The 26933-nt window shown below is 63.4% G+C and carries 15 protein-coding genes; 8 read left to right on the forward strand and 7 right to left on the reverse strand.

Translation table 11 applies throughout. From position 1 onward, the window contains the following. Nucleotides 1–7 precede the first annotated feature (7 nt). Complete coding sequence (locus ASU33_RS03985) at nucleotides 8–1417, reverse strand: RCC1 domain-containing protein (RefSeq protein ID WP_149867035.1); 1410 nt, start codon at nucleotides 1415–1417, stop codon at nucleotides 8–10. Between the two features lie 125 nt (nucleotides 1418–1542). Here ASU33_RS03985 and ASU33_RS03990 point away from each other — a divergent pair, with 125 nt between their 5' ends. From ASU33_RS03990 to ASU33_RS04000, 3 genes are all read left to right on the forward strand, one after another. Next, on the forward strand, nucleotides 1543–2466 hold the full coding sequence (locus tag ASU33_RS03990) for a hypothetical protein (RefSeq protein ID WP_059068454.1): 924 nt from the start codon (nucleotides 1543–1545) through the stop codon (nucleotides 2464–2466). Continuing rightward, nucleotides 2463–3413, forward strand: a complete 951-nt coding sequence (locus ASU33_RS03995; RefSeq protein WP_149867036.1) for a hypothetical protein — start codon at nucleotides 2463–2465, stop codon at nucleotides 3411–3413. Before ASU33_RS03990 ends, ASU33_RS03995 begins: the two co-directional genes overlap by 4 nt. 88 nt (nucleotides 3414–3501) lie before the next feature. Further along, the gene (locus ASU33_RS04000) at nucleotides 3502–4539 is read left to right on the forward strand and encodes a hypothetical protein (protein ID WP_059068458.1); all 1038 of its coding nucleotides are present in this window, start codon (nucleotides 3502–3504) and stop codon (nucleotides 4537–4539) included. 331 nt (nucleotides 4540–4870) lie between these two features. Here ASU33_RS04000 and ASU33_RS04005 read toward each other — a convergent pair whose 3' ends face one another. Next, nucleotides 4871–6541 (reverse strand): hypothetical protein, encoded by a 1671-nt coding sequence (locus tag ASU33_RS04005; RefSeq protein WP_149867037.1) that lies wholly within the window; start codon nucleotides 6539–6541, stop codon nucleotides 4871–4873. A 395-nt stretch (nucleotides 6542–6936) separates the two neighbouring features. Here ASU33_RS04005 and ASU33_RS04010 point away from each other — a divergent pair, with 395 nt between their 5' ends. Next, on the forward strand, nucleotides 6937–8046 hold the full coding sequence (locus tag ASU33_RS04010) for a ligand-binding sensor domain-containing protein (RefSeq protein ID WP_160328127.1): 1110 nt from the start codon (nucleotides 6937–6939) through the stop codon (nucleotides 8044–8046). A gap of 436 nt (nucleotides 8047–8482) precedes the next feature. On the opposite strand, the gene ASU33_RS04015 is transcribed toward ASU33_RS04010, so the two are convergent. The 4 genes from ASU33_RS04015 to ASU33_RS04030 form a co-directional block, all read right to left on the reverse strand. Further along, nucleotides 8483–9208, reverse strand: a complete 726-nt coding sequence (locus tag ASU33_RS04015) for a DUF4097 family beta strand repeat-containing protein (RefSeq protein ID WP_059068464.1) — start codon at nucleotides 9206–9208, stop codon at nucleotides 8483–8485. A gap of 40 nt (nucleotides 9209–9248) precedes the next feature. Continuing rightward, on the reverse strand, nucleotides 9249–10019 hold the full coding sequence (locus tag ASU33_RS04020) for a DUF4097 family beta strand repeat-containing protein (RefSeq protein ID WP_078062863.1): 771 nt from the start codon (nucleotides 10017–10019) through the stop codon (nucleotides 9249–9251). A gap of 89 nt (nucleotides 10020–10108) precedes the next feature. Beyond that, nucleotides 10109–10948, reverse strand: coding sequence for a zf-HC2 domain-containing protein (locus tag ASU33_RS04025; protein ID WP_059068468.1), 840 nt, complete (start codon nucleotides 10946–10948; stop codon nucleotides 10109–10111). A gap of 2 nt (nucleotides 10949–10950) precedes the next feature. Then, entirely contained in the window at nucleotides 10951–11502 is a 552-nt protein-coding gene (locus ASU33_RS04030) for an RNA polymerase sigma factor (RefSeq protein WP_059068469.1), read from the reverse strand. Between the two features lie 331 nt (nucleotides 11503–11833). Between ASU33_RS04030 and ASU33_RS04035 the strand changes: the two genes are divergently transcribed. From ASU33_RS04035 to ASU33_RS04050, 4 genes are all read left to right on the forward strand, one after another. Next, nucleotides 11834–12946 (forward strand): hypothetical protein, encoded by a 1113-nt coding sequence (locus tag ASU33_RS04035; protein WP_059068471.1) that lies wholly within the window; start codon nucleotides 11834–11836, stop codon nucleotides 12944–12946. Nucleotides 12947–13369: 423 nt separating this feature from the next. Continuing rightward, on the forward strand, nucleotides 13370–14089 hold the full coding sequence (locus ASU33_RS04040) for a hypothetical protein (protein WP_059068473.1): 720 nt from the start codon (nucleotides 13370–13372) through the stop codon (nucleotides 14087–14089). A gap of 649 nt (nucleotides 14090–14738) precedes the next feature. After that, the gene (locus tag ASU33_RS04045) at nucleotides 14739–21350 is read left to right on the forward strand and encodes a LamG-like jellyroll fold domain-containing protein (protein WP_078062865.1); all 6612 of its coding nucleotides are present in this window, start codon (nucleotides 14739–14741) and stop codon (nucleotides 21348–21350) included. Nucleotides 21351–21639: 289 nt separating this feature from the next. Continuing rightward, on the forward strand, nucleotides 21640–22161 hold the full coding sequence (locus tag ASU33_RS04050) for a CHRD domain-containing protein (RefSeq protein WP_078062866.1): 522 nt from the start codon (nucleotides 21640–21642) through the stop codon (nucleotides 22159–22161). A gap of 290 nt (nucleotides 22162–22451) precedes the next feature. On the opposite strand, the gene ASU33_RS04060 is transcribed toward ASU33_RS04050, so the two are convergent. Next, complete coding sequence (locus ASU33_RS04060) at nucleotides 22452–26903, reverse strand: DUF7619 domain-containing protein (RefSeq protein ID WP_059068480.1); 4452 nt, start codon at nucleotides 26901–26903, stop codon at nucleotides 22452–22454. Nucleotides 26904–26933: the final 30 nt, after the last annotated feature.

Raw genomic sequence — 26933 nt, forward strand, 5'->3', positions numbered from 1 at the left:
TGCTTGGTTATCGCAGGGCGGAGACCAGCTGCGGCGAACGGGTACTCTCAGCAGAGTTGCCCAATTGCCCCGCGTCATTGTTTCCCCAGGTCCAGACCGTGCCGTCCCGCTTCACGGCAACGGAGTGAAAGCGCCCGGCGGCAACGCTTCGCCACGCTGAGTCTGTGCCGATCTGCACGGGACTTAAACGAGTGCTTGTGGTGCCGTCGCCCAGCTGGCCTTCGTCATTATGACCCCAGGCCCAAAGGGTGCCGTCGCGGCGCACGGCCAAGGTGTGGGAGCGCCCGGCAGCGAGGCATTGCCAGCGCACCCCCGGGCTTATTTGTACCGGATTCGGGGCATAACTTTGATCTCCGCGCCCTAACTGCCCATGCTCGTTGTTACCCCAGGCCCAAAGGGTGCCGTCCTGCTGCAAGGCCAGAGCGTAATCATACCCCACGGCGATACTTTGCCAGCTAGTTGAAGTGCCTATTTGGATCGGGCCGCGCCATGGAATCGAGGCAGCCTGCTGGGGATCTGCCCAGGTTTCAACACTTCTGTCCTCAATTTGTCCCCAAGCCCACAGCGTGCCGTCGGACCTCAGCGCCAGCGTGTAGCGCTCCCCGGCCGCTACGCTACGCCAGGAAGCGCCGGGCGGGCCAAGGGGCATGGGCGCCGGCAATGACGCCGTTTTGCTACCCGCCGCGGATCGGGCCTGGTTGGCAGCCTTTACATCCCTGGTCTGGACGGCGCGATTGTAACCCCAGCCCCACAAGGTGCCGTCGGTCCTGATCGCCAACGAATGAGAGTACCCGCCGGCAACCTGCCGCCAGGTGCTTGCCGACTTAATCTGCACGGGTGAGCTGACCCGAGCCGTGCCGCCCAAGCATACCTGCCCGCGGGCGTTGCTGCCCCACGCCCACAGCGTGCCGTCCCGGCGCACGGCTAAGGCATGGTGCTCGCCTACCGCCACGCTTTGCCAGCGCACCGTGTGGCCTTGCGGAGCGGGGCCTGTTTTCCGATCAGGAGGGGATTCCCAGCCCGGATCGTAGGTCAGGTTGCCCCAGCTCCAAAGCGTGCTATCGGCGCGAATGACGGCTGTGTACGTTCCCCCGGCGGCAACAATCTGGCCGCTCACCGGTCCTATAAGCCCAAGGCTTAAAAGCAGAAAGGACGCCATCCCGACAAAGCTGGCTTGCTTGCGCTGGGCCTTGAGGCGTACCGAAGAAAGTAAACCGGCGTTGAAAGGTACCCGCGGGGGAAAGCAGGAATATTGCATTGACAGAAAGCAAGACCGGGCTTGGCGCAGCAGGGTTGCCGGCCAGACGAGAAAGGCAGAAACTTTCAAGCAGCAAAGCTTGAGCGCGGTAGTAACCGGTCCAAATAGCTTCGCTTGCTTGTGATTCAAAATTACATATAGCTGAATGGAAACGGGCAAAAGAATGGGTAACTGAGTTGCTTGCCCCTCAGCGGCGCAGCGCGCAAAGCCAGCACCCGCCCCAATAGCACCCGTTCAGGGTTATCTTCGCGGTCGCTGGCTTTTTTTAGCCCGCGCTACTGCCTATGTACCGAACCTTTACGCTCATTAGCCGGCGCTGCTTCCTGCTGCTGCTGGGCTGCGTGGGAGCCTGCCGGCCTGCCTCCTCCGATGCCGACCGGCATCAGTTAGAGCAGCTGGATGCTGCTCTGCAAGCCGTTAACCAGGCCCAAGCCGCTTCCTCTGTCGAGCGGCTTGACTTGCTAGGCGAGGTATTCGATCAGCACGGCGCCTCGGATGACGCGTTGCGTGAGCAGGTTTTCGCTTTGCACGATCGGACGAGCGCGGAACTAGCGTACCTGCGCCAGCTGCGCCAACGCCTGCACGCGCCGGCTTCGGCCGGTGATGCCGGCTCGCTGACAGGCAGCGAGGCCGACACGCTGCGAGGGCGGCTTCGCAGCTACGCGCAGTACGTGCAGCAGTACGTGCCGGCTGCCGGTGGATCCCTGGGTCTGGATGTCAAAGACGATATGGACATCCAGAGCGTGGCGGGCAAACAACTCAACGACCAAAGCTTTGGCGAGTTCTACTTCAAGGGTAACTCCGAGGCCAGCAGCTCGGCCATGCTCAGCCTGCACGAGCACCGGGTGCTGCGCCTTGAACACGATGCCCTGGCCAAGCTAAGTGAGCGGGTAGGGCCTAGAGGCTTATTCTTTGAGAAGATTGCCCCCTTCGCCGTACCCGAAGCGCAAACAGTGCGGGCGGGGGAAACCTACCGGGCCCAGCTGTTTCTTGCCGCGGCGTCCCCGGGCGTTCGCCACCTGAAGCTGGAAGTTAACGGGCTTCCGGTAGCGATGGATCCGGGCACCGGGAGCGGGCGGGTCAGCTTCCGCGTGCCGGCGGATGCGCCGGCCGGGCCCGCGGTCTGGGAAGGCAAGCTCCGGGCTTCCTACCGCGGCCGTCCCGTTACTTTTCCCCTGCGCGTACCCTACCAAATCAAGGCCCAATGACCCCGTGGATGACGTTTACCCGCTCGTTTATTCAAGCCGGTTTGATTAAGCGGCTGGCTTGCGCCGCTTTGCTGCTGCCGCTGGCAGCCGGCAGCTTCTCGTGCCAGGGTCCGTCGGCGGACGCTGCGGCCCTGCTTCGCCTGCACCAGCTTGAAGGCGCCCTGCTCAACAGCAGCGACAATCTCTTCAAAGCCAATGCGGAGCGGCTGCAGGGAATGGAAGCCCAGGCCCGGGCCGCGGGACGCCCCGCTGATATGGCTATCCTGGCCCAGGCGCAGGCGCTGCGCGACAGCACGCGGGCATTGACCTCTTACCTACGCGCGGTACGGGAACGGTTAAATCAGCACACGCGCAACGAAGATCCGCTTGCCCGACTCGCTACCCACGGCGCCGCGGGCGAATTTATGCAGGCCTCCCCGGGCCCGGCCGATAGCCTGCAGCATCAGCTTCGTCGCTACGGGGAGCTGCTGCAGCGCGTGACGCCGGCAACTGCCGGCGCCGGGCAAGCCGGAAGTCTCGAGCCTTTCGATTTCGGCGAAACCTCGCTGGCCGGAGCGCTGGCGGCCCTGGCCCGCTGCGAAGCGGCCGTGTTGCTCCAGGAGCACAAAGCGCTGGTAGAGCTGAGCACCAAAGTGACGCCCACTCGCCTGCAAACGGCCCTGCGGCCAGTCGTGAGTGCCAAAGCCAGCTCGGTAGCTCCGGGCGACACGTACCAGGCCCAGGTAAGCGTGGCAAGTGTGAAGTACCACCCCGGGGCCTTGGCCATGACCGTTAACGGGAAGGCTATTGAGGTCGGCCCCGATGGGATTGGACAAGTCGCGTTGTCACCGCCGGCCCTAAGCGGGGGCCGCGCGCAGCAAGCTTATTGGGAGGGCACCATCACGGTTCGCGCAGGAGCCCGCGACTCAACTTTCCGTCTCCGGGTGCCCTACACCGTAGAGCAATAGTCCCGGTCTAGCTCCGGGGATTATTTCAACTTCGAACTACGTGCACATAAGCCGGGCGGGGCGCATCCGGCGGTAAATACCCGTTTCCATGTTAGCCAGCACCACCGAACTCATTCGCTATCTGCGGCGGCCGGCCGAGCAGCAAGAGGACGCCGTGCGGCAAGCCCTCGTTAATGCGGTATGGCTAGGCGGGAGCGCGGATGACGCCCGCGCGCTGCTGGCCGAGTACCGGCAATTCCCTTTTGCTGCTACGCACGCTTGCCTGCTGCCCGTGTTCGAGCGGCACGGCGACGCAAGCTTCGCGCGGGTACTGACGGAAGCTTGCTGCCCCGCGGGGGAGCTGCTGCCCGACGCGCCAGCGGAAGTGCTGTCGCTGGTAGCGCGATTGGGCGATTCCGGTATCAAGCCGCTGCTGGTCCGCTACGCGTTCGGAACGGGGGTTGGGTACAACGTGGCTAAACACGCCGCCTTGGGTTTGCTGCACGTCGACTGCCGGGATCTGGAGCAACAGATCCGCGCTGCCATTGAGGCCACGTACCGCAAAAATTTGTTTCCGGAATTCATCCCGGCGTTGGTGTGCAAGCTGCCCGATCGGGCGGAGCTGCTGGCCCGACTTTACCAATCGGGTACCGAGTACTGTTCCACTGATTGCAACGCCGGCATATTGCTGGGCTTTTCCCTCTGCGGGGCGGAAGGGGTCAGCTATTTTAAACAGGCCCTGCTGAGCCCGGCCTGGGAAGCGCACGGGAGCGGCTCCGGGACGCGCTGGTATGCCTACCTGGGTATGCAGAACCTAGGGCTAACCTTTCAGGAGCTGTACGCTGAGATCCAGCGCCTGGGTAGCTCCCAGGAGCAGCGTTATGCCGTCGGCGTACTCCTCGCCTTGCTTAGGCTCAAAGCCGGTCCCTACTCGTACACCGACCGTGCTCCCGAACCGTTTGCTGAACTTTATCCGGCCTTGTTTGGGTGGGAGAGCCCGGAGCACCGCAACAACCTGCAGGACCTGGCGGCCACATTTGGCAGAGAGGACGAAGCGGATGAGCTGGAGGCACTGATGCAACTTCGGCTGCAGCAGGAAGTCCTGCAGCTCGACTGTACCCGGCGACTGAATATAGGACTTTGCTGACTTCACCTCGCGCGGGATGCTGGCCTGCTACGCCTGGTTAACACCCCGGTCTAAGCTGGTATATTAATTCTCAATCACCAGCTGTTTTACTTTCCGCTTAGCTGCGCCCCCGTCTCCGGGCCTAAGCTTAAGCACCGGAGCGGGTGCTGCAGGCCGGGGCAAGATGGATTAAAGGGCAGACACCTCTGAACGCAACGAACCGTGGTCAGGCTTCCGGGAGGCAAGCCCTGAGCGGATTAAATAAAAGCCCCAGCCGATTGGGCTGGGGCTTACGGATTGGGCAATTAAAGCAAACTGCCCCGCCTGGTTTAGCAAGGCCGGAGCGAGAACCTTATTGCTTCTTGTTTAGGGTATAAGCCCAGCCGTGGTCGAGCTTAAACTCCAGCTTGCTGGGCGTTATGCGGCCATACTGCACACTGGTGGTCCAACGATTATCGTGAAAGCGCAAGTAGTAGGCGTTACCGCTCTTGTAAACGGACCACGTAATGTCGTAGAACGGATCGCTGCCCCATTTGGAAGTATAATCCTCCGAACGGGTTGGCGTACGAACGGACAAGCGCTTGCCCTGCCCATTGGCCTGCAAGACAATGACGTCTTCCTGGTGAAAGGAACCGTACGCATGCCAGGTGGTTACCCAGTTGCCTTGCACCAGCTTACTGTAGTAAGCGATGGAGTCGGGGTTGGTAAAGGTGGCGTTTAGGGTGCGCCGCACGTTGATTCCTAATTCGGCATTTTCATACACGACATCAAACGTGAACGGGGTATCCGTCTTGATGGTGGGGCTCGATGCTTTCAGGTTCAGGGCATTGTTGACCACCGAGCTTGCCAGCGTAATCGCGGTATTTGAAACGTTCTGAATTCTGACCAGCTCCGCCGAGAGCTTGCGCTTACCGGTAGCCGCGGCGGCCTTCACCGGATTTATGTAGGTTGAAGGCGGGTTGGCAGACCCAAGCCACGCCTTGATGCGCTCAAAGGTTTTGACAAAAGCCTCGTGCAGGCTGCCTAGCTTTTCATTGGCCTTGACAATGCTGGTCAGCAAGGAGCTTTTACCGGCATCACTGGCGGCCAAGGTGCGGCCCGTCGCATCAATTGCGGCGGGCGTGCCCTGGTCTTGGGCCAACGTCAGGGTGGAAGAGCCCCCGAGGGCAAACAATTTCAAGTCGACGATCAAGTCGAAGCGGCGGCACAATTCGTCGATGAGCTTGAAGGAGCTGCCCACCGAAACGATCCCTACCGCCGCGGCCGCTACGGCACCCAGCTTGGAAACAGGGTCCGGGGAGGCCGCAAAAACAAAGAAAGCGTCGATGGAGGCCGCCGTAAACGCCATCGTGGTCACGAACGCCTTTCCGATAGCCGTGAAGTCATTCCCGGGGTCCGCGGAAGTAATGCCCGCCACTCCGCGTCGCTGGGGAATGGTGATTTCCTGAAAGGTCATTTTCTGCAGCACGTAAGCTGCTTCGATCTGCTCGGCCGGCGTTAAGGTCTGCCACTGCGCAGCCAGCGTTTTCTGCAGGCTGCGTACCGAGGCCACATCCTGCGCCGCTACGGGGCTGAGCGTGTCTTTGCTTAGGGCTTCAAACTGGGCAATGGCCTTAGTCATCCGCCCATCAAATGCCGTTAGCACGGCGGCGGCATCCGTAATGGGCGTGTAGGAGTTCATGGTTAAGGCCGGTGCGGCCTTTATTCCCATTGTCGACAGCTCCAGGCTGATGGGACCGGGGGCCAGGGTGGGCACCAGGAAGCAAGCACGCCGCGCATCCAAGCGGACGGCACGCAGCTTGCGGCCGCCAACCAGGATATCCCATCCTTCTTGCGCCGGCAGATCTGCCGAAACAGTCAGGGTGACCACCTGGCCGGGGCTCACGCTGTTTTGGTCCAGGGTAGCGGTTATGGCAGTGCCCGCGGGATTGGGCTTGCCGTCAGGATCCTCTTTTTTGGTGCAGGTGCTGAAGCAAAGCAGCATTCCGAGCCACAGGAAGCTGGAACGTAAAAGTGCAAGCATAAAAGCTCAGTTGAGGGCAAAACCGGGCCCGAGCAGAATAAATGAAAAAGCGAAATTAGGCAAAACCGGCCGCGTAGAAGCTAGCCGGCAGGATTTGCAAGTACACTTTTCAGGCTGCTTGCAATTAGTTTCATGGGCGAGGCGGCCGAAGCGATGGCTATGCACCTATTGATGCATTAGAAGGTCGCGGGAGTGCTGGTGATGCACAAGCAGGAATTGAGCGCTTAAACTTGCGCCGTTCTGGGCGGCGAGTTGCATGTTTGCAGATAAGATAAATAACCTCTGCATGGTTAATGGGCCGGTTCGGTCACCTGGTTAAGGTTACAGGTATCCTGTCATTTAACCGCACGATAGCGCGCGCAGTGGTTGGGCGCGACTTGTACCAGACGCAAACGATGCATAAGCTAAAACCCAGCTCACCATTAGCTTTTATTTTCCTGCTGTTGACAGCATTCGCTTGCCGTGAAAAAAAAGAAGCAGTAGCTGAAAAGACGAGCGCGGAAATTATTAATACTGCTCGCTCCGGTACGCCAAAAACTACTGCCCCTGCGTTACGGTTGAAGTTCACATCTGGAGTTCGGGCAATCCTGGAAGATAGCCACGGAAATACTTGGTTTGGCAGCGATGCGGAAGGAGCATGCCTGCTTCAAAATGGCCGGCTACGATATTTTACAACGGAGCACGGACTGAGCAACAACCAAGTGCGGACTATTTATGAAGATAAAGATGGGATAGTCTGGTTTGAATGCGGCCGGGGGCTAAGCAGGTATGATGGCCGCGGAATGACAGTTTATACGCAAAGGGATTACCATTCTCCAAATGACTGGTCTTTGACCGGCAGCGAGCTTTGGTTTAAAGGGAATGAGACGGATAGGTACAATGAGCTTGAAAAACAGCCCGGGGTGTATCAATACGACGGAAAAAAGCTTTCATACCGCAGGTTCCCCTCGGAGTTAAAAAGCATTGCTGCCATTTCGACCCCCTTCGTAAAAAGTAAAGATGGAACGATCTGGTTTGGAACTTACAGCGCAGTTATTGGGTATGACGGCAACACTTTCAAAATAATAAATAATGAATATTTAAGCACTACCGAAAACGCCAAGGGGTTGCATGTTCGTAGCCTTATGGCCGATAGCAAAGGGAACCTTTGGATTGGCAATAATGGCTTGGGCGTTTATAAATATGATGGTCAAAAGGCAATTAAATTGCCCCAACAGCAACCTGCCTCAGCGACCGTTTATTCGCAATTCACCAAGCCCAATTCTCTTACAAGAGTTTTCTCCATTGGCGAGGACACTTTGGGAAATATCTGGTTTGGCACCAGGGAATCTGGGGTTTATAGATATGACGGTAACCGCTTAACCAACTACACCGAACAAGACGGCATCGAGAGCAACCACATTTGGACGATTTACAGAAGCAAAACGGGAGCCATGTGGTTTGGCGGTGCAAACCCAAGCGGGGTATATGAATTCGTTGATGGCGCTTTTAAAAGGAAGTATTAATTGTTCGGCCAAGGTGGTATGGGTTGATGGAGTTAGATGTCCACCAGGAGGAAAAGGCAAATTGCCTCGGTAGCCACAAGCCTCTGACAGTCTGGTTTAAAGGGTTAACCCTTCCCGCTCACAGTGGACGTTTATGCTCCACGCCTGATCGGGGTAACGCCACCTCTGCTTGCGGGAGAGGATGGTCGAAGATCAAATTATATGTTGCTCGAACCGCGAGTAACTTGCCCTGTCAAACGAGTACCCACTCGGACGGCGGCGACTTGCTTGCCGAGGTCGCGACTTACCGGATAGAGTTAAAGAACCACCGCCCAGCGCCACTTGCTGCGGCGCAGCAAGTGGCGCTGGGCGGTAGGTGTGCCCATTTCGTTTTTAGTGCTTCCGGACCAGCAGCCACTTGCTTCGAAAGTCAACCAGCGCCCGGTTCACGCGGGAGCTACTTTCGTTTGCGGAAGTACACGTCGTTGCTGATGGACTCGAGCCGCACCAGGGGACCGGGGGTGCCCAGGGCCCCGCGTACCTCGTAACCAACCATGGGCACGTCCGGCTTGCGGTTGGTAAAGGCAATGTCCTGATCGGTGTAGACCTCCCCGGTGATGGTTTTAAAGGCAACTTTCGCGCCTCGGGCCGCCGGCCAGGTAACGTCCACGTAGCCGCTGATTGACTTGGCTTCCAGGGGCCCGGTCAGGCCCGTGGCTTCAATATTAGCGCTGATGGTGTTTACGCGCAGGGCTACGCCTTCGGGCACCTCAATCTCAACTTCCACGGAGCTGCACACCCGGTATGCTTGCTGGCCATTATGCCCCTCGCCCATGTTCCAGGTCTGGCTGCCGCCCGTTTCGGTCGGGCAGTCGCCCGGCTGGCCCGTGCGCAGCAGCGCCTCGTCGAAGGCCGACTTGACCAGCACCCGGTCGCCCTCGCTGCGCAAACTCAGCTGCAGGGCGTCGTTGAGCTTGTTCTGGTTGATGGTCACGGCGGCCCGCAGGCGGAGCTGCTGGCCGCTGCCGCCGCGAATCCTGATGCTGGTGGCTTGCGGCAAATCCAGCACCACTTGCTGCTGACCGCCGACCGGAGCACTTTTTTCGATGATTTTCTGGGCGTGGGCAGCGGGCAGCAGCAGCCCGGCCGCGCATAAGCTGAGCAGGAGGCGAAAGGGTTTCATGGCGAAGGGGAGTTAAAAGTGAGTGATGTCGGTAAGGCGGCTACTTGGCTTTGCGCACGAAAATGTCGCCGCTCACCGACTGCAGCGACACCTGGGTGCCCCCGCCGTTAATGGTGCCTTGCACGAGTTGCCCGCCCACCCGGCGCATATTGCTGTCCGATTTGCCCAGGTCGATGTCCAGGTCGGTGTAGACCTCGCCGCTGATGGAGCGCAGTTGCAGCGTAGCCTTGCTGTTGGGTCGCATGGTCACGTCCACGTCGCCGCTTACCGAGGAAACAGCGCTGGGGGCCTGGCTTATGCCGGCGTAACGCACGGTGATGTTGCCGCTAATGGTATTGGCGACTACCCCACCGCCCACGTTAAGCAGCTTGGCGTTGCCGTTTTTCAGGTTGAGCTCGAGGTTGCCGTCCACGTCACGCACTTCCACGTCGCCGCCGTTATAGCTGTTCTGCTTGAACACCACGGCCACCGCCCGGGGCACCCGGATAAGGTACCTGGCGTCTTTGCGCGAGGCCTGCACTATGCGCACGATGTTGTCCTTCTGGGTTACCGCCAGGCCCAGGCGCGTGTTGTCCTCGGCCGTGTTGTACACCGCGCGCAGGCCCTCGGCCCGCTTGGGCGCGGGCTGGTAGCCATTGCCCTGGATGATGAGCTCGCTGCCGCTGTAGCCTTCCAGCGTCACGCTGCTGCTTTGCATATCTAGCTCGATTTTACGGTCCTTGCCGCTGATTTTCAGCTTGTATTCCTGGGCCCGAAGGGCCGGCGCCGCCAGCATTAGCAGGACAAAGGGAAGTAGGAGTGCTTTTTTCATATCAAGAAGGAAGTACACGTAGGGCCCGGCCGACCCCGGCGCGCAGGCCGGGCCGGTAGCCGGAACAGGGATGGAAAAGCAAGGACGGGCTAGAGCAGGGTGCCGAGGCCGTATTCGGCCTGCTGACGCACCATGGGCAGCGCGTCGGGCTTCTGGGCTAGCTGCTCAAACTGGGCGGCAGCGCGTCGCTCGCGCATGTTCACCAGCAGCTCGATCAGCAGGATTTGCACGTTGGGGTCGGTTTGAATGGAGAGCGACTGCGTAAAGGCCTCGCCCACGCGCGGATCCGCCCGGAGCCGGTACAAGGCGCCGGCCGCGGCCAGGCGCACGTTCACGTTGGAGTCGAAGTTAAGGGTGTTGATGAGCGCCTGGATGACGGGGTCCCCGGGGGCGTCGGTAGCTTCTGCGGCCGCGGCGGCGTTGCTCACCAGCTGGATGCGGTCGCTGGCCGATAAGCGCTGCGCCGCCTCGCCGGACAGCGCCGCAGCCAGTCGCACGGCGTGCCGGGTGGGAGCCGGCGCCGGGCTTGTGGCCACGGCCGCTGCCGGGTTGGGCCGGCCCCAGTGGCCCAGCGCCACGCCGGTGAGCAGCAGCGCCACGCCGGCGGCAATGCGCAGGGCCCAATGGGTAGCCTCACGCGGCCACAGCGGCCGGACCCGGGCCGCGGGCGCCGCCGCCAGCGCCGCTTTTTCCTCCTCCAGCAACTGCAGGAAGTGCGTGCGCAGCCCCGGGCCAGGCACGGCCGGCTCCACGGCCTCCAGCCGGTAGCTTACCTCCCTGAGCTGGTTTACCTGTTCCCGGCAGCTGGGGCACTGGCTGAGGTGGGCGGTTACGCGCGCGGCCTGCTCGGGCAGCAGCACCTGGTCGGCGTAGTCCACCAGCAGGTCCGCGACGGTAAAACAATCGTAGGGCGAAGGGCGGTCAGACATGGCTAGAAGGCAAAGTAAATGGCTCGCAGGGCTTGCAGGGCCCGGTGCGCTTTAACCCGGGCGGCGCCGGCGCTGCAGGCCAGCTGCTGCCCGATCTCCTCGTAGCTGAATCCCTGAATGCGGTTTAGCACCAGGATGTCGCGCTGGGCATCGGGCAGCAGCGCGAGGGCCTCGTACAGCTGCTCGTCGCGTTCGGCGGCCCGCATGGCCGCGAAGGCCGAGGAGCCCAGCTGCCCGCGCTGCTCGGTTTCCACCACGTCGCAGGTGCGCAGGTGATGCTGACGCTGCCAGTGGTCGATGTGGACGTTGCGGGCCAGCTGGTAGATCCAGGCCCGAAATTGCTGACTGGGCTGGTAGCTGGCGCGGTATTTCAGCAGGCGTTCGAACACGGTTTGGGTCAGGTCTTCGGCGGTTTCCCGGTCGTTGTTGGTGCGGCGCAGCAAATAGTTGAATATGGGTTGGTGGTAACGGTCGAACAGCACGGCCAGCTTATCCAGGTCGTTGGCCTGGACCTGGGCCATCAGGGCGTCGTCGCTCGGGTAGAAGTCGGCCACCAGAAGTTGGTTTGCGGGTTGGTTGAGTGGAGTACCGGCAAATTCCGGGAGCGTTACAAGTGGGGGAAAATTTTCTTGAAAAAGATTTTTCGGGCAGCAGAAAAGGCGGCTGGTGCAGATAAATCTCCGGCGCAGATCAAGGCTTGACGAGGCGCACCCCGCCGCCATCCTCAACTTAGTTTACCGGCGGGGCGGGCGATACCTTTGAGTCTATCGGTTTGCTTGAGCTCCTGGCGAGCAAGGGGTTTTGGGTTAAAGCAACTCCTGCCCGCAGCCAAGTTCGTAGCCGACTTTTCTGGACTTGCCCTCAGCCGTATTTTGCGGCCTGCCGATGACTAATTCCTTTTTCTTCTGCGCCGTGACGGCTTGCTTGCTGGCGGCGGGCAGCGCCCCGGCTCCCCGCCCCACGGCCAGCCCGCCGCTACCCCGTGATGGCCAAACGCTCTACCGCCGCTACCGGGGCGAACTGGCGGGCCGGCCGGTCGTGGTCGAATTTACCTTTCGCCGGCTGAGCGACCTGCCCAAAGAACACCAGTTCGACCTGGCGGCCCGCGCTTACGACCTGGCCACCGGGGCGCAGCACGACCTCCGTCCCGCGGGACTTTTCAAGCCGGCGGCACCCCTCACGCTGCGCGAAGAAACCTACCCCGGCACGGGCCAGGTGTGGCACGCCAGCCAGCCGCTGGGGCCCGTGCTGAGCGGCACCTGGCAGGCCAGCGCGCTGAGCCCGCCGCAGCCGTTTACTTTGCGCGAAGATTATACCGGGGCGGCGCGCTTCGAGCTGCTGACCGAGTACACGAGCGGCAGGCGAGGTCTCAACTCCTGGGGGGAGCCGGCCCGTTCTTCCATCACCGTTACCTACCTGCACCTGCTGGGCGCCGATACCCTGCGCCCGGCGCTGGCACCGCTGCAATGCCCGGTGCCGGTTCGCCGCCGCCGCGAGCGGGTAGGCCTGGACCAGGTAGCCGGCTCCCAGGATTTGGCCAATATTTACGACCAGTCGCTCGAGGTCACGCTTAACGAGCAGGACCTGCTGGCCAGCACCGCCTACACCCAGGAAGGCGTGGTAGACCACCGTCGTGCGCAGCATACCTGGAATAGCTTCGTCTACGATCTGCGCACCGGCCGGCAATTTGGCCTGCTGGAGTTGCTGCGGCCGGGAGCCGATACCACCGTGCAGCGCCTCATCACTAACCAGCTCCGGCGCGGCGACCCTGCCTACGCCGCCCTGCTGCAGCTGGACACGGAACTGCTGCCCCTGCCGGAGGAGGACTTTGCGCTGACGCCCGCCGGCTGTCAGGCCACCTACCAGACCGCGCCCGAAGACGCGCCCTTCTACGCCTACACCGTGAGTTTAACCTGGGCCCAGTTGCGCCCGCTGCTGCGCCCCGGCACTCCGCTTGACCGCTTGCTACAGGCCCGGGGCCTGCCCCGGCCAAGATAAACACCGGGTTTAGCTCGACGTCCAGTCCGCGGTGGGGCAGGGGGTAAAGTGTTCCAGCTGTAATGGCGAAGTAGCACAATTCTCGGTGGAGGCAATGTCCTGCCGGCACACCTACGGAGATGACTCGTCGGCAAAACCCAAGTGGTAGCGGCCGGGCCCAGCCCAGGTTGTATGAAGCGGCGGGGCGGAGTGCAGAAACCGAATGTCAGATTCCTGCACCAGTTCGACATCCGTGCGCCGGGACGCGTAGTGCCTGCACTTGGCCAACTCGTCCCCGCGCCCCCGGCCGTTGGCGATGGTCAGGTAGCTGTTTTCACTACCCGTGGACAACAGCAACGGGCAGGGTAGGGGAATTAGGAAAGGCCTAACTGCACCGTAAAAAGCCTAATCACCCAGGATACTTCAACTCCGATCAAGCTACCTATGGAACGGCCTTTTATCATTTCCTATTTCGCCTTGCGCCGGACAGTAGGCTGGCTGGGCATCGCCTTTCCCCTTGTTTTGATCCTGGGTTCCGTAACGCTGAGCAATTGCGAGTGGCCCGACATCCAAAGCTCGATCAGCGGGTACTACCATACGGTCATGCGCGACGTATTCGTCGGCACGCTGTGCATCGTGGCCTTCTTCCTGTTTGCCTACCGGGCGTATTCCCCGTGGGATGCGGTGGCGGGTCGGGCCGCCAGCGTGTTTGCCTTGGGCGTGGCTTTCTTTCCCACCACGCTAGAACCACCCTACACCGTATGCACCCGCCTGCCCCTTGCCCCGGCGCCCTGGGTGGGGACCGTGCATTACATCTGCGCGGCCCTGTTGTTTACCATCTTTACCCTCTTCTCGCTCGTGCTCTTCACCAGAACGGATCACTACGTCACGCCAAGCAAGCGCATCCGCAATGGCGTCTACCGAGGTTGCGGCACCGTAATGGCGGCTTGCATTGCCCTGCTCACTGCTTACTTTTTACTTGACGAACCCGCCGCGCTTCGGCCGTATAAGCCGGTGTTCTGGCTTGAAGGCATTGCCCTGATCAGCTTCGGGATTTCCTGGCTAACCAAGGGGGAGTTTCTGTTTCCGGATAGTGAGCAGGAGGCAGCCGCCAAGCGATCCGCCATCGCCTCGGCCGCTAAGCAGCTCCCGCAAGCCAGCTAGTATTACGGGGCCCGCTGTCCGAGCGAGGAGCGGCTTAAGCTTAGCCGTATACTCGCCCGTACCGGCGGGGCGACCCGCGGCCAGGTTCGCTGATGGGGCGCTTCAATTCTCGACCATTCCCCAGCTGAAATGGGCGCTCGTGGGGCTGCCGGTTTGCCTCACGGTGGCCAGGTGCCCCTGCCGCAGCCCCTGAGCATGCGCCGTACGTACTGGTACTTGCCCCTGGGGAAGCGGCAGTGCACTTGCCGGTCAAGCCTTCCCGCCGCCCAGGCTTTGTATAGGCGTGAAACCATCCTGCGCCGCTGACTTCCCGCGCCGGCACCCGGCCAGCAGGGCTTCGTCAACGGCAGTACTGGATATCGTTATTTGGCATCAAGGCACGCAAGTAACATAACCCTGCACTTAGGCTTGCCCGCTCAGATACCTTAGCGGCTGCACTCGCTTAAACTTAATTTCCAATGGAGCGGGATGGAAGCGTCACGCCGGCCAGGCAAAGCTCGACAGTAAATTCTGTGGACTAAGGGGGAATAGCTTGGAGGCTGCTGCCAACTGGTGATAGCTTTGCCGGCTACAATACTCCTTGGGATTCTAGCAGTTATTGCTTTTGTCCTGGCCTTCTCCCCCTTGGACGTGGCACTCCACTAGCTGCATGAAGCACCGATACTCTCCTGACCGACGCGGGCTGCGCGCCGGGTTACGCATGGCTGGCTTACATTACTTGGCTTTACCAGCCCGACCACCTGTTACTGCGGCTGTTCTGTGGCTGGTCCTGCTGCTAGCCGGGCCCGTCGGGGCCCAAACCACCACTACCACCAACTTTGCCTACACGGGCTCTGTCCAGTCGTATACCGTGCCGGCCGGAGTAACCACGTTGAGCGTAGTAGCCTACGGGGCCGGCGGGAGCACGTTTGGATCCGCCAGCAATTTCAGCGTAGGCGGCAGCGTAACAGCCACGGTGACCGTCACGCCCGGTGAAGTCCTGGGGGTGGTAGTGGGCGGCTTTCCGGCCAACTACGCTTCGGGAACCTTGGCGGGCGGCTACAACGGCGGGGGCAGCGCCACCGCGGACGGCGCCGGGGGCGGGGCCACCGACCTGCGCCGCGCCGCGGCCGCCGGCGCTACCGGCGACTACCTCAGCAGTCGTAACGCGCTGCTGGTAGCCGGCGGGGGCGGAGGCAGCTCCAACGGTTACTCAAACAACAACAACTTCACCGGCGGGAGCGGCGGCAGCCCCAACGGCGGCAACGGCTCGGGCAGCACCACCTACCAGGGCTACGGAGCTACGCAAACCGGGCCCGGAGCCGGCCCCTCGGCAAGCTTCAACGGCGTCAACGCCACCGGGGGCACCGGCCGCAGCGGCGGCGGAGGCGGCTACTACGGGGGCGGCGGCTCTAGCCGCGCGAGCATATTTTCTCCGGGCAGCCCCAGCGCCGGAGGCGGCTCGTCGTGGGCCATGCCCGGTAGCAGCAGCGTCAGCTACGGCGTTGCATCGGCTGCCGGCAATGGCTCCATGACCATCATTGCGACGCTGCCGGCGCCCACCGTCGCAACGGCCGCCGCTACCGGCGTGACCAGCGTACGGGCCGTGCTGGGCGGCAACGTCTCCAATGCTGGCGCAAGCCCCGTAACCGCCCGCGGCGTGGTGTACAGCAGCACGGACAACACGCCGGCCATCGGCGAGGCGGGCGTAATGCAAGACGCCAACGCTACGGCTGGCTCCGGTGCCTTTTCCGAAACTATTCAAGGCCTGACAGGTGGCACTACCTACTACGTACGGGCCTACGCTACTAATGCGCAGGGCACGGCCTACGGCAGCACCCTAAGCTTCACGACGGTAGCGGCGCTGGGCACTACGACCTCCCAGGTCAACGTGAGCTGCAACGGGGGGAGCAACGGCTCGGCTACCGTGAATGTAAGCGGCGGCGTCACCCCCTACGCGTACTCTTGGAGCCCGAGCGGCGGCACCGCGGCCACGGCCACGGGCCTGAGGGCCGGCTCCTACACCGTGACCATCAGCGACGCCGGGGGCGCTTCCATCACGCGCAGCTTTACCATTCTTCAGCCGCCGTCGTTTATGATCAGCACCGCGCAATTCAACGTCAGCTGCCCCGGCGGTAGCAATGGTGCCGCTGCGGTTTCGGTAAGTGGAGGCACGGCTCCCTACACCTACAGCTGGAGCCCGAGCGGGGGCACCGGCCACACCGCTTCCAACCGCCCCGCCGGTACGTACACCGTGACCATCACCGACGCCAACGGCTGCACCACTACCCGCAGCTTTACCATCACGCAGCCTTCAGCGCTGAGCGCGTCGACCGTAGTGACCAACGTGGCCTGCTTTGGCGGTAATAACGGCGCCATAAACCTGACGCCCAGCGGCGGTACCGCACCCTACACCTTTAACTGGGGCGGCGGCGTGACCACGGAGGACCGCACGGGGCTTTCGGCCGGCACCTACACCGTGGTCATTACCGATGCCAATGGTTGCCAGTTTAGCCACAGTGCCACCGTAGGCCAGCCGACCAGCCCCATCAGCGGCACCACCGTGGTAAGGAACGTAGCCTGCTTCGGCGGCTCGAATGGATCGATCAACCTGACGCCCACGGGTGGCACCGGGCCCTACACCTATAACTGGGGGAGCGTGAGCACCGAAGACCGCACCAGTCTGGTAGCTGGCACCTACACCGTCACTATCACCGACGCCAACGGATGCACGGGCACGGTCAGCGCCACGGTTACGCAGCCGCCGGCGCCCGTGTCGGGCACTACGGTGGTCACAAACATTGCTTGCTTCGGCGGCAGTACCGGGTCGATCAACCTTACTCCTACGGGCGGTACGCCGCCCTACACCTTTAACTGGGGCAGCAGCGTGACCACCGAAGATCGTACCGGTCTGCCGGCCGGTAACTACCTCGTTGTCATCACCGATGCCAACAGCTGCACGGGCACCGTGACGGCTACGGTAACGCAGCCCGCCGCGGCTTTGACGGCTACCCTGTTCTCACAAACCCACGTGAGCTGCAACGGCGGCGCCACCGGCGCGGCCACCGTGAGTGTGACGGGGGGCACGGCCCCCTATACCTACTCGTGGAGCCCCAGCGGCGGTACTGCGGCCACGGCCTCGAACCTGACCGCCGGCACCTACACCGTGACAGTGACCGATGCCAACGGCTGCACGGCCCAACAGAGCTTCCTCCTCACGCAGCCGTCAGCGGTGAATACCTCCACGGTGGTCACGAACATTGCCTGCTTTGGCGGCAATACCGGAGTTATCAACCTGAGTCCCTTTGGCGGCACTCCGCCCTACACCTTCAACTGGGGCGGCGGCGTGACCACGGAGGACCGCACGGGCCTGGTTGCCGGCACCTACACCGTCACCATCACCGACGCCAACAACTGTACCGCCACCCGCAGCTATACCGTAAACCAGCCGTCGGCGCCGCTGACCACCACCGGCTCGCAAACCGACGTGACAACCTTCGGGGGCGCCGACGGTACGGCCACGGTGACCGCCGCGGGCGGGGAGCCCTACAACGGCTACTACTACAGCTGGGCCCGCCTCTCGGCCCCGGCCCAGAGTCTTAATCAGTCCACGGCCACGGCTACGGGTCTGAGCGCGGGCACTTACCGCGCCACCGTCTTCGACGGCAACAGCTGCACCACCACCCGCGACTTCACCATCACGCAGCCCACGGCCACCACGCTGACGGCCGTAGCCCCCAACCCCGGCGGGCTGGGGCAAAGCATCAGTCTGACGGGCACCAGCCTGAGCAACCCCACGGCCCTCACGGTCAACGGCGCCAATGCCCTGACCGGCATTCTCAGCAACACCGGCAGCAGCCTGGTAGTGCGCGTGCCCCTGACGGCTACGGCCTCGGGCACCGTGAGCATTACCACGGCCAGCGGCTCGGCGAGCCTGCCCTTTACGCTGCTGCCCGCGCCGGGCAACGCGCTGGCGCTGGACGGCGCCAATGACTACGTGCGCGTGCCGGACCACAGCAGCCTGGACTTTGGCAACGGCAACTTCACGGTGGAGGCCTGGGTGCTGAAGCAGACCAACTCGAGCGGCTACACGCACTCGACAGCCCCCGGGGGCAAGTGGAACACCGGCGCCACCCTCGGCACCAACGAATGGCTGCTGCAAACCACCACCGACGGCAATAACAACATTCCGTCGTTCTGGGTAGAAAGCGGCACCACCATCCACACGGTAAACGCCACCACCGCCATGAGCCTGGGCCGCTGGTACCACCTGGCCGGCGTGCGCTCCGGCAACAGCCTGCTGATCTACGTGGACGGCGTGCAGCAAGGCGCCACGACCATTCCGGCCAACATGGCCGTCAACAACATCACGGGCCGCGACCTGCTGCTGGGCGCCATCGGCAACAACACCGCCAACGGCGCCGGATTCTTTGCCAACGTCCGCCTCGACGAGCTGCGCATCTGGAACGTGGCCCGCTCGGCGGCCGAGCTGCAGGCCGGAATGGTGGGTACGGTAGCGGCTACAGAGTCCGGACTGGTGGCCTACTACAACTTCGACGCGGGCACTGCCGGCGGTGACAACACCACCCGCACGGCCCTCTACGACCTGAGCAGCAACGCCAACCACGGCACGCTTACCAACTTCAGCCTGAGCAGCGGCAACACCGCCTCCAACTGGGTGGAAAGCTACGCCCTGGTGGTGCCCGCCGCCACGGCGGCCTCGGCCCGCACCGCCACCGGCTTTACGGCCAACTGGACGGCGCCCGCCCTGGGTACGGTGAATACCTACTCGGTAGACGTAGCAACCAACGCGGCCTTTACCGCCAACCTGACCACGCGCAGCGTTACGGCCCCGGCTACCAGCGTAACGCTTACGGGCCTGGCCGCCAATACCGTCTACTACTACCGGGTACGGGCTGATAAGACCTCGGTAAGCGGCCAGGGCGCTTACTCCAACCCCGTGCCGGTGTGCGCGCCACCCGTAGCTCTGGTCCGGAACGCCAGCGTGACGCTGGACGCCAACGGCAACGCCACCGTGACGGCCTCGTCCGTGAACAACGGCAGCACCGCCAACTGCGGTCCGGCGCCGGCCAGTGCGCTGAGCGTATCGCGTAGCGCCTTCACCTGCGCCGATGCGGTACCGGCCACCGTGGCCGGCGCGCTGAGCTTCAACGCCACAAACCAGTACGTAGCCATTCCGGCTACGGCTACCGTGCCGCTGGGCAACAGCAGCTACACTATCGAAGCCTGGATCAAGCCTACGCAGATGGGCAACTACGGCATTATCGGCTGGGGCAATTACGGCACCACGAACCAGGTAAATGCCCTGCGCCTCTATTCAGGTGGCCTCAACAACTACTGGTGGGCCAATGACTTACTGGCTCCCACGGCCAACCTGACCGGCGCTTGGCACCACGTGGCCGCCACCTTCGACGGCACCACCCGCACCCTCTACCTCGACGGCGTGGCCATCGGCTCGGACACGCCCACGGGCCACGCCGTGCCGAACGCCAACAACCTGCGCATCGGCTCGACCAACAACGGGGAGTACTTCCCCGGCAGCATCGACGAGGTACGGGTGTGGAACGTAGCCCGCACGGCCGCTGAGCTTAACGCGGCTAAGGGCGCGGGACTGCCCGGCGGCACCACCGGCTTGGTGGCCTACTACCGCCTCAACGAGGGGAGCGCTCTGACCACGGCCGATGCCACCGGCAACGCCGCCAACCAAGGGACGCTCACCAACGGCCCCACCTGGGCCACCGACGCGCCCTCGGTAGTGAACGGCGTGCCTGTGACGCTGACTGTTACCGACGCTGGCGGTAACACCGCCACGGCGCCGGCCATTGTGGCCGTAACGGTACCCGCTACACCCACGACCACCTGGAACGGCAACGCCAGCACGGCCTGGGTTAACTGCGCCAACTGGAGCTTCGGCAAGGCGCCCGATGCAACCACCAACGCGGTGGTACCGGGCAGCCTGACCCGCTACCCCGTTCTGCCGACCGGCTCGTTAACCGTAAAGGACCTGACCATAAACACCGGGGGCAGCCTCACGGTCAATAGCGGCGCTACGCTGCAAGTAAGCGGCAACTTCGTTAACAACGGCACTGCTACGCTGAGCGGCACCGTCGCCTTCGTGGGCAGCGCGGCTACCCAGACGCTGAGCAGCGGCGAAAGCTTTACCACCGTCTTGGTAAATAAGCCTGCCGGAACCGTGCAGCTGGCCCAGAACCTGACCATCAACTCCGCCCTGACCATGAGCAGCGGCACGCTCACGACCACCGACGACTACCGGGTAAACCTGGGCGGCGCGGCTACGCTGAGCGAGAGCAGCGCCGGTTATGTGCAAGGCAAAGTAGCGGTAGTTCGAGCCCTGTTGCCGGGCACGGCGCAGGCTTTTGGCGGGATAGGGCTTACCCTGACACCGGCTGTCGGCTCGGTGGCACCCGGTACTACGGTGGTCACGCGCGTAACGGGCACGGCCCTAACGGGTGCGGGTAGCAGCGTCAGCATCCGGCGCTACTTCGACATCGAACCAACCACCAACGCCGGCCTGGACGTGACGATGAACTTTGCCTACTTCGACCACGAGCTCAACGGCATCCCGGCCGCCAACCTGGCGCTGTTCAAGTCGGAAACGGGCCTGGCCGGCCCCTGGGCCAGGCAGGCGCCCATCACGCTGGCGCCCAACCAGGTAAGCAAAACGGGCATCACCAGCTTCTCGGTCTGGACGCTGGGCAATGCCGCCAACCCCCTGCCCGTGGAGCTGACGGCCTTCACGGCCACGCCGATAGGTACCACCGTCCGCCTGGACTGGGCCACGGCCACGGAGCGAAACAGCGCCGCCTTCGTGGTGGAGCGCAGTTTGGATGGGCAGGCGTTTGCCCCGCTGGGCACGGTGCCGGCGGCTGGCAACAGCAGCAGCCTGCGCCGCTACGGGTGGGTGGATGGACCGGACCTGCCCGGCGCCGCCGTGCTGTACTACCGCCTGCGCCAGGTGGATCTGGACGGCACGCTCAACTACTCGCCCGTGCGTGCGGTAACCCAGGCTGGCCTCGCTACAAGCCGTCTGGTGCTGACACCCAACCCGGCGCGGACCACCCGCCTCTCCGGCGCGGCCGCCGGCGCGCCGGTACAGGTGTACGACGCTGTGGGCCGCCTGGTGCTAAGTGCTACGGCTGACGCCACGGGTACCGCCCGCCTAATGTTGCCCGCGGGCTGCCCCACGGGCGTATACGTGGTCCGCTCCGGGGCCCAAGCGGTACGCTTGGTCGTGGAGTAGCCCAGCTTGTAACCCCTAACCAAACGGGCCCCGGCAAGGATTGCCGGGGCCCGTTTGGTTAGGGGTTACAAGCTTGATGGACCCTCGTAATAAGGATAGCGTAGGAGTAAGAATAGAGATTGCCCATCAAGGCCGTGGTGACGGGTTAGGACTAATTGGGGGCAACTTAGAAAACAGGGCGGAATTATAACATGATCAACAACTATGTTCTATTATTTATTTAAATTGTTATAACATCAACTATCCCCACCGGTTGAATCCAATCACACACCATAAACACCTAACTACGATGAAGCCAAGACTATTACCCCAACTTGCCATCTTAGTTTTCGCCGGGCTGCTCCTGGCGGGCTGCCAGCAGGAAGCCGTCGAGCCTCGCGCAGAGATTCACACCCAAACCGCCGATGCCAAGGGACAGAGCCGCACTTATACCGCTCACCTGTCTGGGGACGAAGAAGTACCCGCCGTTCCCACCAACGCTACGGGTCAGGCCATCTTTCACCTAAGCAAAGACGGCACGTCCATCAGTTATAAGTTAATTGTTGCCAACATCGGCAGCGTCCGCTTCGGCCACCTGCACCTGGCCCCGCGCGGCGCCAACGGCCCGGTGGTAGTCGATCTGGTGGGCCGCACCGAGCCCAGCCCGCAGGGTGTGATTGCCGAAGGAGTAATCACCAGCGCCTCGCTGCGGGGCCCGCTGCTGGGACAGCCCATCTCGGCCTTGCTGGCAGCCCTCGAAGCCGGGAATATTTACACCAACGTGCATTCGGACGAATACCCCGGCGGGGAAATCCGCGGTCAGGTTCGCTAGCTTGGCCCGGCAGATTCCGGCCCGAAAACCAATTTTGGCACGCCCGGCCTCAGCGCCGGTCTTGTCCTTTGCCTTGGCGTCAGCAACAGCACAAGCAGGGCACCTACCTGATCGGAAGCTTCGGATACGAGGAGCTGGGGTACCGAGCGTCCACCAAATAGCCTTCCTCGCCCGAAGTTGCGCAGGAACTGGAACACCTGCACCGTTCCGTCCAAAGCTAAAATCTTAAACGCCGAGGAGGACCGGGGCTTGGGCTCCAATCCTCCTCGGCTTGTTAGTTCAGCTAAGAGCTAGTACACGGTCACGCGCTTGGTAAGCAGCCCGCGGGAGGTTTCGATGAGCAGCAGGTAGAGGCCCTGGCGCTGGCCGCGTAGGTCCAGGCTAAGCTGGGGCTGTACCCGTCCCTGTAGGTCGTGGACGCTGATCAACTTGCCTAGTACGTCGAACAAGCGCACCTGCGCCAGCTCGAAGTCCGCCCGCTGCCAGTCCAGGGTCAGCTGCCCGTCCGTCGGGTTGGGGTACACCGCCAGCGCTTCCGCCGCTGGCAGGCTCACCACGTGGAAGGATTCAACGCTACGGCTGCGCCCGCCGCGGCCGGCGATAGCAAGCGGGCCCGACTGCGCCCCCCGGGGTACGCGTACGACCGCCGAGGTGGTGGTTGAGGAAAGCACTGGCGCCCGAACCCCGCCGAAGGACAGCGTGTCGGGCTGACCATCCTCCAGGAAATTTTCGCCCGTAACGGTTACCAGCTCCCCTACCGAAGCCTGCGCGGGCGTAAAAGCCAGGATCCGGGGCGCCGGAATGATGGTGAAGTCGCCGGCGGAGATGGCCACCCCGCCCGGCGTTTCCAACCGCACCCGCCCGGTCTGCGCCCCCGCGGGCACCCGCACCAGTACGCTGGTGGCCGTCACCTGCAGCACCGGCGCCGGGACCCCGGCCACGGTTACCGTGGTGCGCGCCGCCGGCGCCAGCGTGTGGCCGTGCAGGGTGAGTCGGTCGCCGGCTTTGCCTTTCCCGGGGCTCAGGCTCGTCAGCCCGGGCGGGTACCACACGGTAAACTCTAGCGCGCTTTGGGTTACGCCGCCGGGCGTGCGCAGCTCTACTACCCCGGTGCGGGCGCCGGCCGGAACCTCCACCCGCAGTTCGGTGGGGCTGGCCAGCAGCACCCGGGCGGCGATGCCGCCAAAGTACACCGTATCCTCGGCCGCGACGGGCGAAAAGTGGGTTCCACTCAGGGTTACCGCGCTGCCGGGCCGGCCCTCAGCGGGGCTTAGCCCGGCCAGCGTCGGCGGCTGGTACACCGTAAAGGCGGCGGGGCTGCGGGCGCTGCCGTCGGCCGTGACCACTTCCACGAAGCCCGTGCCGGCGCCCGCGGGCACGCGCACCGTGAGGCTGGAGGCCGATTGGCTGAGCACCGGGGTGAGCGTGCCGTTGAAGCGCACCCAGGTGGCCGCCCCGGCCGGGGCGAGCCGTTCGCCGGTGATGGTAACCAAGGTGCCCGCCCGGCCCGCACCCGGGGCCACGCCGCTGATGGCGGGCGAGGCCAGCACCGGGGGCAGCTGCACCGCCGGGTTCACAACGAGCGGCATATCGTAGAGGCGGTTCACCGTCGTGTTGGTGCGCACCGGCTCGTTGTAGTCGAAGAAGATGTCGGCGCAGTTCTCGACCAGGGTTTTCGGCGCCAGCCCGGCTTTCGGCCGGATGGTGAAGTCCACGAAGCCGTGGGAGGCGGGCTCGTTGCGGGCGCTCGGCGGCAAGCTCAACCCGGCGAAGGTAAAGGTCAGCACCGGCCGGCCCTGCCCGGCGACGCTCAACCGGTAGGGGTGAGAGGCCGCCCCGACCTGCAGCGTGCTTAGATCCAGGTTATTGTCCAGCGTGTCCACCAGCACTACCCGGTAGGCGTCGTCCGTGCCGGTGTTCTGAAAGCGGATGCGGTAGCTGAGCGGGGTAGTGGTGGGCGTGTAGCGCTGGTCGGTCACCCCGGCGGGCACCACCTGCTTGTCGTTGGGGTCAAAGGAGTCCACGATGGGCTGGCAGTCCTCGGCCACCTCCGGTCCGGGATCGTTGGGCGGCATGCTGTGCATGGCGGCGTTCACCTGACCGGGGGCACTCAGGCCGCGCAGCTCCACCGTTGCGCTGGCCACCCGCTGCCGGGGGTGGCCGGGGGGCTGCTCGACTTCCACCCGCACCACCGGCTCGGTGGCGGGCACGCGCAGCACGAGCGAGTCGCCGGCCCCGAGCCGGTAGCGCTGCAGCCGGGCCAGCGCGCCGTTCTGGTACACGCGCAGGGGCAGGCTGTCCTGGAGGGCGCCCGTGCCGGTGTTGCGCACCACGAAGCGGGCCTGGTTGCCGGGCTCCACCCGGCCCTGCACGGTTACGGAACCGCGCAGCCACGCGGGCGGCGCGGGAAGCTGGTTCAGGGGCGTGATCCACGCCTGGGTGCAGACGGTTTGCCCGCGCAGCTCGGGCTGGCCGCACACCACCGAATCCTGAATGACCAGGTGCCCGCGGGCCTGGGGCGGCAGCGAGCCCACGGCAAACACGTAGTGGCCCGCCGCGTCGCGGGTGTGCGGGACACTGGCCGAGATAAACTGCACCTGCGGCGGCAGGGCCACCGTCACGGTAGCGTTACGGGCTTCGGCAAAGCCCGTGTTGGCGTAGCTGACCGTGGTCGTGTTGCGAAAGCACCGCCGGCGGCGGTTGGAGCCTACCTGTACGCTGAGGTAAGGCGTGCGGGAAACCAGGTTGCCAAACTCGGGCCCGGCCAGGCTCAGGCCATACTGCCGGAAGGTGGGCGTAACAGGGGTAGCGCACAGCGGGGTAATGCTGCGCCCGAGCTCCGGGCCCGGCAGCAGCTGCTGCACGTAGTAGGTGCCGGTGTCCACGGCGATGGTGTACTGCCCGGCCTGGTCGGTCAGGCTGTAGTAGTTGCCGGGTTGGGCAACCACGGCAATGCCGGCGAGCGGATCCTCATCGGCGTCGCGGACGCAGTTGCCGTTGCGGTCCTCGAAGATGTGGCCGCTGATGAGGTTAAGCGGGCGGTGCCGGCCGTTGGCGTAAAAGCGGATAAGATCGCCGGTCTGCGTGATCAGGCGGGAACCGGCCGGGTCAACCGTTACCGCGCCCTTTAGCACCTGAGGCAAGGTGCGCACCAAACCGGTCTGCGCGTTAAAAACCTGCACCCCGCTTTGCAGGCTGGTGTTGACGTACATGTTGCCGACCTGGTCTACGCTCAAGCTGGCCGTGCCCACCGGCACGGTATTGTAGATCTGGCGGGCGCCGTACTCGCGCACGAGCTGCCCGCTGGGCGTAAAGCGCTGTACGCGCTGGCCGCCGTTGTCGGTCGCGTACACGTAGCCGAGCTGGTCGACGGCCACGGCCTGCGGCAGCGAGAGCTGGCCGGCGCCCGTGCCGCGGGTGCCGATCGGGGGCAGGGGTTGGCCCTGGGCGTTCACGGCACGGATGCAGCCGCCGTACAGGTCGGTGATGTACATGGTGCCCGCGGCGTCGGCCGCAATGCCCCCGCCGTAGGACGTATACGATATGCTGCCCCCAAGCTGCGTGTAGCGCCGGATCGGGCGTCCGCTGGGATCCAGCTTATCGACCACGCCCCCGGAATAGTTAAGGGTGAGCAGGTAGATGTTGCCCAAAGGGTCGAGCGTTATGGCGTACACGTCCAGGGGCAGCTGACTGCCCAGCTGGGCAATTTCAACCCCGGCCGGGTTGTACTTGATGACTTTCTGCAGGCCCGGATGGTAGCAGTAGTAGTTGCCCTGGGCATCCAGGGCCCCCGGCTTAAGGGAAACCATATTGCCCCAGGTGTTGATCAGCTGCCCGCTGGGGTTGAACCGGTAGAGCTTGCTGCCGCCGCCGTGGTCCCGGTTGGTCGCGTACAGGTTGCCGGCGGCGTCAAAGGCCAGGCTGGTGCGCGTGCTCCCGCTCAGCCCGCTCCCGATCAGGCCGAGAAAGTTACCGGCAGCGTCGAACTTGCGAATGGAATTACCCTGGGAGATGGTGGTGTACAGGTTGCCGGCCGCATCCACCGCCAGCATCGCGTCCACGTCTTCGCGCTCGTTGTAACCCGGCATGCGCACCGGCACCTGGTTTTCCAGCTGCCCGTCGGATGTCACCCGGCTAACGGTAAAATTGGCGCCCAACACGAGCAGGCGACCGCTACGGTCCAGGGCCAGGGCCGAGGGGCGGACGGGAGATGAGGGGTTGGCTGATGGCAGGGTGAACGACCACTGCGGCTGGCCCTGCGCGTTGAACTTCCGGACCCCGCCCGCAGGATTGGAGCCCGCAACGTAGATGTTGCCGGCGGGATCTACCACCACGGTTTCCGGATTTGGAATTCCTACGTAGCCGTTGGCCGAGTAGCCGCCAGTGGAAAAGGCGAGCTGCAGCTGCCCGGCGGGGGAGTACTTACGCACTTCGCCGTAGCCGAAATCAACCACGTACAGGTTGCCCCCCGCATCCAGGCACAATCCGTAGCCGGCACTGTTAACCTTGGCCGGGTCGGGGCTGGTTGCGTCCAGCTGGCCGACGTAGTTTCCCTGCGCATCGAGCTTAGTGACAAAGCTTCGCTCGAGCACGTAGATAAAGCCCTGCCCGTCCACGGCGACGCCCTGGGGAAAGGAAACCGGGGTGCCGACAATCTTTTGAAGCTTGAAGTCAGCGGGTACCTGAGCGGCACTTAACAGGGGCAGCAGCAGCCCGCAAAACAGCAGTAGCCGTTTGATCATAGAGAAACGGTATAGTATTCCAAGCGCAAA

The organism is Solirubrum puertoriconensis, from assembly GCF_001483135.1.
Taxonomy (GTDB): Bacteria; Bacteroidota; Bacteroidia; order Cytophagales; family Hymenobacteraceae; genus Solirubrum; species Solirubrum puertoriconensis.

Excerpts from the sequence above, each read along its gene's own strand:
- ASU33_RS04000 (WP_059068458.1), top strand. The coding sequence starts at position 3,502 with ATGTTAGCCAGCACCACCGAACTCATTCGCTATCTGCGGCGGCCGGCC.
- ASU33_RS04025 (WP_059068468.1), bottom strand. The coding sequence starts at position 10,948 with ATGTCTGACCGCCCTTCGCCCTACGATTGTTTTACCGTCGCGGACCTG.
- ASU33_RS04045 (WP_078062865.1), top strand. The coding sequence starts at position 14,739 with ATGAAGCACCGATACTCTCCTGACCGACGCGGGCTGCGCGCCGGGTTA.
- ASU33_RS04005 (WP_149867037.1), bottom strand. The coding sequence starts at position 6,541 with ATGCTTGCACTTTTACGTTCCAGCTTCCTGTGGCTCGGAATGCTGCTT.
- ASU33_RS03990 (WP_059068454.1), top strand. The coding sequence starts at position 1,543 with ATGTACCGAACCTTTACGCTCATTAGCCGGCGCTGCTTCCTGCTGCTG.
- ASU33_RS04010 (WP_160328127.1), top strand. The coding sequence starts at position 6,937 with ATGCATAAGCTAAAACCCAGCTCACCATTAGCTTTTATTTTCCTGCTG.
- ASU33_RS04050 (WP_078062866.1), top strand. The coding sequence starts at position 21,640 with ATGAAGCCAAGACTATTACCCCAACTTGCCATCTTAGTTTTCGCCGGG.
- ASU33_RS04020 (WP_078062863.1), bottom strand. The coding sequence starts at position 10,019 with ATGAAAAAAGCACTCCTACTTCCCTTTGTCCTGCTAATGCTGGCGGCG.
- ASU33_RS03995 (WP_149867036.1), top strand. The coding sequence starts at position 2,463 with ATGACCCCGTGGATGACGTTTACCCGCTCGTTTATTCAAGCCGGTTTG.
- ASU33_RS04015 (WP_059068464.1), bottom strand. The coding sequence starts at position 9,208 with ATGAAACCCTTTCGCCTCCTGCTCAGCTTATGCGCGGCCGGGCTGCTG.
- ASU33_RS04035 (WP_059068471.1), top strand. The coding sequence starts at position 11,834 with ATGACTAATTCCTTTTTCTTCTGCGCCGTGACGGCTTGCTTGCTGGCG.
- ASU33_RS04040 (WP_059068473.1), top strand. The coding sequence starts at position 13,370 with ATGGAACGGCCTTTTATCATTTCCTATTTCGCCTTGCGCCGGACAGTA.
- ASU33_RS04060 (WP_059068480.1), bottom strand. The coding sequence starts at position 26,903 with ATGATCAAACGGCTACTGCTGTTTTGCGGGCTGCTGCTGCCCCTGTTA.